Genomic DNA, 7,484 nt, shown 5'->3' with positions numbered 1-7,484 from the left:
GATGTACCAGAGCTCCCATTCCGCCGCCGAATCCCAGGCCGAACACGACGCCATCGTCGACGCGCTCGAAGTCCGCGACAAGCGCGCGGTGCTGAAGCTGCTCGACGCGCACCTCGGCAACGTCGAGGCCAACCTGCGGCTCGATCCGCGTGTGCAGGACCTCAAGTCGGTCCTCCAGCGCTGAGCGCGCCGCCCCTCCGACATCGACAGGACGTCCGCCGCATGAAACCCGTCGTCTCCCCCGGCTACCCCCGCGACCTCATCGGCTACGGTGAGTTCCCGCCCCAGGCGAAATGGCCGGGCCAGGCGCGCATCGCCGTGCAGTTCGTCCTCAACTACGAGGAAGGCGGCGAGAACTCGGTGCTGCACGGCGACGCCGGCAGCGAGCAGTTCCTGTCCGAGATGTTCAACCCGCCGGCCTTCCCCGCGCGGCACCTGAGCATGGAAGGCGTCTACGAATACGGCTCGCGCGCCGGCGTATGGCGGCTGCTGCGCGAATTCGAGAAACGCGCGCTGCCGCTGACCGTCTTCGGCGTGTCGATGGCGCTGGAGCGGCATCCGGAGCTGACGAAGGCCTTCGTCGAGCTGAACCACGAGATCGCCTGCCACGGCTGGCGATGGATCCATTACCAGGGCGTGGATGAAGCGATCGAGCGCCAGCACATGGACATCGGCATGGACATCATCCAGCAGCTGACCGGCGAGCGCCCGTCGGGCTGGTACACCGGCCGCGACAGCCCCCACACGCGGCGGCTGGTCGCCGACTTCGGCGGCTTCGAGTACGACAGCGACTACTACGGCGACGACCTGCCGTTCTGGCTCAACGTGCGCAAGACCGACGGCGCGCTGACGCCGCACCTGATCGTGCCCTACACGCTGGACTGCAACGACATGCGCTTCGCGCTGCCGCAGGGCTTCAGCCACGGGGACGAGTTCTTCGAGTACCTGCGCGACACCTTCGACGTCCTCTACGCGGAGGGCGCCGAGGCGCCCAAGATGATGAGCATCGGCATGCACTGCCGGCTGCTCGGCCGCCCCGGGCGCATGCGGGCGCTGCAGCGCTTCCTCGACCACGTCGAGAAACACGACCGCGTCTGGGTCGCCCGCCGCATCGACATCGCCCGTCACTGGCGCGCCACGCATCCGTTCGATGCGGACAAGGCCTTCGTCTGGGGCTGATGATGAGCACCGTTTCCATGATTACCGATTCCCTCTCCCTCGATCAACTGAACGTCGCCGGCGAGGACGCGTTCGTCGCGCTGCTGGACGGCGTCTACGAACACTCGCCGTGGATCGCGCGACGCGCTTTCGCGCTGCGCGCCGCCGGCGGCTTTGCGAGCCTCGCCGCGCTGAAGCATGCGATGGCGACCGTCGTTCGCGAGGCCGCGCTCGACGAGCAGCTCGGCCTGATCCGGGCGCATCCGGAGCTCGCCGGCAAGGCGATGGTCGCGAAGTCGCTCACCGCGGAATCGACGAACGAGCAGAGCAAGGCCGGCCTCACCAACTGCACGCCGGAAGAGTTCGCCCGCCTGCAGCAGCTGAACGCCGACTACAACGCGCGCTTCGGCTGGCCCTTCATTCTGGCGGTGCGCGGCCCGCGCGGCGACGGCCTGTCGCGGCAGCAGATCATCGACACCTTCGCGCGGCGCCTGAACGGACACCCGGACATCGAGCGCGCCGAGTGCCTGCGCAACATCCACCGCATCGCGGAGATCCGGCTCAACGACAAGTTCGGCAACACGTCCGGCGTCGTGCCGACGCTCGGCAACCAGGTCTGGGACTGGGCGGAGTCGCTCGCGCGGTTCTCCGATCCCGGCTTCGCGGAGAACGGTCAGCTCACCGTCCTCTACCTGACCGAGGCGCATCGCGCCGCGGCGGCGCAACTCGCCGACTGGATGCGCGAGTGCGGGTTCGACGAAGTCGGCATCGATGCCGTCGGCAACGTCGTCGGCGTCTATCACGGCGAGCATCACGACCGGCACGGCGGACCGGCCGACGAGCCGCCGCGGCTGCTCACCGGCAGCCACTACGACACCGTCCGCAACGGCGGCAAGTACGACGGGCGGCTCGGCATCTTCGTGCCCATGGCGTGCGTGCGCGAGCTCAAGCGGCAGGGCCGCCGGCTCAAGCACGGCATCGAGGTGATCGGCTTCTCCGAGGAGGAAGGCCAGCGCTACAAGGCGACCTTCCTGGGGTCCAGCGCGCTGGTCGGGCGCTTCGATCCGGCGTGGCTGGATCAGGCCGACGCGGACGGCGTCGTGCTGCGCGACCTGATGCAAGACGCCGGACTGCCCGGCACGATGGAGGCGATTCAAGCGCTCAAGCGCGATCCCGCGCGTTACCTCGGCTTCGTCGAGGTCCACATCGAGCAGGGACCGGTGCTCAACGAGCTTGACCTGCCGCTGGGCATCGTCACCTCGATCAACGGCAGCCTGCGCTACGTCGGCGAGGTGCGCGGACTCGCCTCGCACGCCGGCACGACGCCGATGGACCGTCGGCGTGACGCAGCGGCGGCCGTGGCGGAGCTGATCCTCTATGTCGAGGAACGCGCCGGCGCCGTGCCCGAGGTCGTCGGCACCGTCGGCCAGCTGCAAGTGCCCAACGGATCGATCAACGTGATCCCGGGTCGGTGCCGATTCAGCCTGGACCTGCGCGCGACCACCGACGCCGCGCGCGACGCGCTCGACGCCGACGTGCGCGCGCGCCTGGCCGAGATCTGCGAGCGCCGCGGCGTCAGCGTCACGCTGGAGCGCACCGAAGCCGCCGCCGCCGCGCCCAGCGATGCGGCATGGCAGTCGCGCTGGGAGGCCGCCGTCGACACGCTCGGCCTGCCGGTGCACCGGATGCCTTCGGGCGCCGGCCACGACGCGATGAAGCTGCACCAGGCAATGCCGCAGGCGATGCTGTTCCAGCGCGGCTTGAACCTCGGCATCAGCCACAACCCCCTCGAAGCGATCAGCAACGACGACACCGAGCTCTGCGTGCGGGCCTTCCTCGCGCTGCTCGACCGGCTGTGAACGCCCCTCGATCTCCCGGACCCGACACCCCATGACCGCTTCCTCCCAATCCTCGTCCCAGCACGCGGCCGAGCACGCCTCCCAGGCCTCCTACGACGCGCTCGACGCGTGGATCGACGCCCACTTCGACGAGCAGGTGCGCTATCTGCAGGCGCTGGTGCGTGTGCCGACCGACACGCCACCCGGCAACAACGCGCCGCATGCGGCGCGCACCGCGGAGCTGCTCGCGGAGATGGGCTATGTCGCCGAGCAGCACCCGGTGCCGCAGGCGCAGGTGCGCGAGTACGGTCTCGAATCGCTGACCAACCTGATCGTCCGGCGCCGCTTCGGCGCCGACGGCGGCGGTCCCGTGATCGCGCTGAACGCACACGGCGACGTGGTGCCGCCGGGCGACGGCTGGACGCACGATCCCTACGGCGGCGAGGTCGTCGACGGTCAGCTCTTCGGACGCGCTTCCGCGGTCAGCAAGAGCGACTTCTCGACCTACACCTTCGCGCTGCGCGCATTGGAGGCGCTGGCCGCGCAAGGTCCCGCAAAGATCGACGCACCGGGCGTCTCGCTCAAGGGCGGCGTCGAGCTGCACTTCACCTATGACGAGGAATTCGGCGGCGAACTCGGACCCGGCTGGCTGCTGCAGCAAGGGCTGACGAAACCCGATCTGCTGATCGCCGCCGGCTTCAGCTACCAGGTGGTCACCGCGCACAACGGCTGCCTGCAGATGGAGGTGACGGTCCACGGCAAGATGGCGCATGCCGCGATCCCGGACACCGGCATCGACGCGCTGCAGGGCGCAGTCGTGATCCTGAACGCGCTCTATGCGCGCAACCTCGCCTATCGCGAGGTCACGTCCAAGGTCGAGGGGATCACGCATCCGTACCTGAACGTCGGACGCATCGAGGGCGGCACCAACACCAACGTCGTGCCGGGCAAGGTCACGCTGAAGCTGGATCGCCGGATGATTCCGGAAGAGGATCCCGTCGTCGTCGAGGCGGAGATCCGCGATGTCATCGCGAAGGCGGCGGCCTCGTGCCCGGGGGTCACGGTCGACGTGAAGCGGCTGCTGCTTGCGCGCGCGCTCAAGCCGCTGCCGGGCAACCGTCCGCTGGTGGAAGCACTGCAGCGGCACGGCGAGGCGGTGTTCGGCGAACCGATCCCGACCTCGGGCACGCCGCTCTACACCGACGTGCGCCTCTACGGCGAGCACGGCATTCCCGCGGCGATCTACGGCGCCGGACCGCGCACCGTGCTGGCGTCGCATGCCAAGCGTTCCGACGAGCGTGTCGAGCTGGAGGACCTGCGCCGGGCAACGAAGGTCGTCGCTCGCACGCTCTTCGATCTGTTGCAGTCCCGCTGAGCGCCCGCCGGCGCGGCGCGCCTAGAATCCGCCGCGTCATGCGTCTGCATTCCCCCACCGCCATTGCCCGCTGGATGACCGTCCTGGTCTTCTGGCTGGCGGCGCTGCTGCCGGCGGCGTCGATGGCGGCGCAGGCCCTGAACGGGGATCTGGCGCCGTGGACGCAGATCTGCCGATCCAGCGTGGTGGGCCCGCGAGCTGCCGAGCTGCGAGCGGGATTGGCGGACAGTGGCGTTGATGATCAGGACCACGCGCTGTTCCAGCACTGTGCGTTCTGCCACCTGCACCAGGATGCGGTGCCGCTGCCGCCGGTGCCTGCGGTGCTGCCGCTGCGCACCGAACTGCGCCACGGCCTGCCGGAGCGCTTCTTCAGCGCGACGGTCACGGCCCATGCCTGGCGCAGCGCGCCCGCGAGAGCCCCTCCCCTGACGGTCTGAAGTCTGTCGCACCGGCCTGACGCCGGTGCTCCTTCATTTCCGTTGGAGTTCCTTTCCATGCACAGCATTTCCCGTGCGCGTCGGCTTCGAGCCCGCGCGCTGACGGTGATCGCGTCCGCTTGCGCGGCCGCGTTCACCACCGTGTCCGCCGCCGAGGATGTCGCCAAGGACGCCGCCGTCGACACCTCCGTCCTCGCCCCTGCCCTGCCTCCCGCTCGCGCCCAGTCGCTGGGCATCGTCCGTGTCGACGGCGCGGCGCCGACCTCGCTGCCGAGCCGCATTCCCACGACGATGGAGAGCGTCACCGGCGAGGCGATCGCCCGCGACGTCAACGCCACCGATGCCGAGGACGCGCTCAAGTACCTGCCCAGCCTGCTGGTGCGCAAGCGCTACATCGGCGACTACAACCACGCCGTGCTCTCGACACGAGCCTCCGGCACCGGCAACAGCGCGCGGTCGCTGGTCTACGCGGACGGCATCCTGCTGTCCAACCTGCTCGGCAACGGCGCGACCTTTGCGCCGCGCTGGGGTCTGGTGTCGCCGGAGGAGATCGCGCGTGTCGACGTGATGTACGGGCCGTTCTCGGCGGCGTATTCGGGCAATGCGGTCGGCGCCGTCGTCGATTACCAGACGCGCATGCCGACCCGGTTCGAGGCGCACGCGCGGGTGGGCTACAGCCATCAGCCCAACGATCTGTACGGCCACAAACACGACTACGACGCGAAGCAGGCCAGTGCGTCGATCGGCAGCGCGGAGGGCGCGTTCTCGTGGTGGCTGCACGCCGGCCGCACCGACAGCGAGGGACAGCCTCAGACCTTCGCGACGCGGACCTTGAGTTCGTCGGCACCCGCCGCCGGCGCCGTGCCGGTCACCGGCGCAGTCGCGGGCCTCAACCGGAGCAACCAGCCGTGGCTGCTGCTGGGTAGCGGCACGCAGTACGACACGGTGCAGGATCAGGCGAAGTTGAAGCTCGCCTACGACTTCGAGCCCGGTCTGCGCGCCATGTATGTCTTCGGGTTGTGGAGCAACGACTCCGACGGTCGCTCACAGAGCTTCCTGACCGATACGAACGGGCGGACCATCGACCACCGCGCTGGCGGCGGCATCACGCAGCCGGTGACTATCGACGGCAAGGGCTACAGCTTGAGCGCGAGCGACTTCCCGCAGACACGCGACGAGCTGGAGCACCGCATGCACGCGATCTCGCTGAAGCGCCGTGTGCGCGACGGGCTCGGGTGGGAGGTGTCGGGCAGCTTGTACGACTACCTCGCCGACCGTTCGCGGGCGTACGCGCCGACGAGCACCGCGGCGAACGCAGGCCGACTCACCGACCAGGCGGGCACCGGTTGGAACACGCTGTCCGGCAAGCTCACCTGGACGCCGGACGGCAGCGATCACACGATCGACGCGGGCGTGTCGCAGGAGCGCTATCGGTTGCGCACGCGTGTCTCCGCGCTCACGGACTGGCGGTCGGGCGATGCCGGCGCGTTGACCTCGCGCTTCGACGGCGACACACGGGTGCGCGCCGTCTTCGCCCAGGATGCCTGGGCCTTCGCGCCCGACTGGACGGCGGTGCTCGGCCTGCGCGGCGAGCACTGGCAATCGTTCGACGGCGTCACGCAGTCGACGACCAACCTGCGGAACCACCCGTCACGCGCGCAGACTGCGTGGTCGCCGAAGGCGGCGCTGTCGTACGGACTGAGCGAGCAGTGGGTGATCAAGGCCAGCACCGGCCGCGCGGTGCGCTTCCCGACGGTCAGCGAGTTGTTCCAGGGCGGCTTCAACGCGGCGGGGCAGTTCATCAACAACGACCCGAACCTGAAGGCCGAGCGCAGCTGGACCAGCGAACTCAGCGCCGAATGGACCGGGCAGGATCGCGATGCGCTGCGGGTGACGCTCTTCCACGAGGACAGCCGCGATGCGCTGTACTCGCAGCTGAACGTCGCGACCAATGCGAACACGGTGCAGAACATTGACCGTATCCGCACGCGCGGTGTCGAGTTCAGCGGGACGGCGGGTCTGCCGCAACACGTGACCCTGACCGGCAGCGTGACCTTCGCCGATTCGATCATCCTGGCCAACGCCGGCTACGCGACGGTGCCGGGCGACACGATCGGCAAGTGGCAGCCGCGCGTGCCGCGCTGGCGCGCCACGGTGCTCGCGCAATGGCAGGCCCGCGACGACCTCAGCCTGAGCCTGGGCGCGCGCTACAGCGGCAAGCAGTTCAGCACGCTCGACAACAGCGACGTCAACGGCTTCGCCTACATGGCGGCGAGCAAGTACTTCACCGTCGACCTGCGGGCCCAGTGGAAGATCGACAGGCAGTGGACCCTCGCCGCCGGCGTCGACAACCTCAACAACTACCAGTACTGGAACTTCCATCCGTATCCGGGAAGGACGTTCCAGGTGGAGGCGAGGTGGGACTTCTAGCCGCAGGTCAGTCTGGCAACTCGATCCCCGGCCAGTGCCGGGAGGTATGGATGATCCGTCGAATCCAGAGGGTTGGATCGATGACTTCATCGTGCAGGCGATAGCTTCGCCTGACTGGAAGGACTCGAAGGTTGCCGCTCTTTGTGCGCGTTCCAAGACGTGGCTGACATCCCAGCATCATGAACCGAGCCAGAGCCCAAAACGACTCGGACAAGTCGGTCGATCGCGAAAGACGATCAGTTTGAG

Annotated in this window: 5 protein-coding genes and 1 pseudogene; all 6 read left to right on the top strand. The window is 68.8% G+C overall.

The window, feature by feature from the left end; translation table 11 throughout:
• Nucleotides 1-184: pseudogene (locus PV762_RS00470) on the top strand (GntR family transcriptional regulator); the annotation flags it as partial.
• A 38-nt stretch (nucleotides 185-222) separates the two neighbouring features.
• Entirely contained in the window at nucleotides 223-1,179 is a 957-nt protein-coding gene (gene puuE / locus PV762_RS00465; protein WP_421033065.1) for an allantoinase PuuE, read from the top strand.
• Between the two features lie 17 nt (nucleotides 1,180-1,196).
• On the top strand, nucleotides 1,197-3,017 hold the full coding sequence (uraD, locus tag PV762_RS00460; RefSeq protein WP_421033064.1) for a 2-oxo-4-hydroxy-4-carboxy-5-ureidoimidazoline decarboxylase: 1,821 nt from the start codon (nucleotides 1,197-1,199) through the stop codon (nucleotides 3,015-3,017).
• Nucleotides 3,018-3,048: 31 nt separating this feature from the next.
• Nucleotides 3,049-4,371: a M20 family metallopeptidase gene (locus PV762_RS00455; RefSeq protein ID WP_421033063.1), complete on the top strand. Its 1,323-nt coding sequence runs from the start codon at nucleotides 3,049-3,051 to the stop codon at nucleotides 4,369-4,371.
• Between the two features lie 38 nt (nucleotides 4,372-4,409).
• A complete protein-coding gene (locus PV762_RS00450) occupies nucleotides 4,410-4,808 on the top strand; it encodes a DUF2946 domain-containing protein (protein WP_421033062.1) in 399 nt (132 codons plus the stop codon).
• Nucleotides 4,809-4,865: 57 nt separating this feature from the next.
• Nucleotides 4,866-7,238, top strand: coding sequence for a TonB-dependent receptor (locus PV762_RS00445; protein ID WP_421033061.1), 2,373 nt, complete (start codon nucleotides 4,866-4,868; stop codon nucleotides 7,236-7,238).
• Nucleotides 7,239-7,484 lie beyond the last annotated feature (246 nt).

Origin of the sequence: Mitsuaria sp. CC2, from assembly GCF_048957715.1 — a bacterium.
Taxonomy (GTDB): Bacteria; Pseudomonadota; Gammaproteobacteria; order Burkholderiales; family Burkholderiaceae_C; genus Roseateles.
The sequence above is the reverse complement of the archived record's forward strand: the minus strand, read 5'-3'. Positions and strand labels throughout refer to the sequence as shown.

Excerpts from the sequence above, each read along its gene's own strand:
- puuE (WP_421033065.1), top strand. The coding sequence starts at position 223 with ATGAAACCCGTCGTCTCCCCCGGCTACCCCCGCGACCTCATCGGCTAC.
- PV762_RS00445 (WP_421033061.1), top strand. The coding sequence starts at position 4,866 with ATGCACAGCATTTCCCGTGCGCGTCGGCTTCGAGCCCGCGCGCTGACG.
- PV762_RS00450 (WP_421033062.1), top strand. The coding sequence starts at position 4,410 with ATGCGTCTGCATTCCCCCACCGCCATTGCCCGCTGGATGACCGTCCTG.
- uraD (WP_421033064.1), top strand. The coding sequence starts at position 1,197 with ATGATTACCGATTCCCTCTCCCTCGATCAACTGAACGTCGCCGGCGAG.
- PV762_RS00455 (WP_421033063.1), top strand. The coding sequence starts at position 3,049 with ATGACCGCTTCCTCCCAATCCTCGTCCCAGCACGCGGCCGAGCACGCC.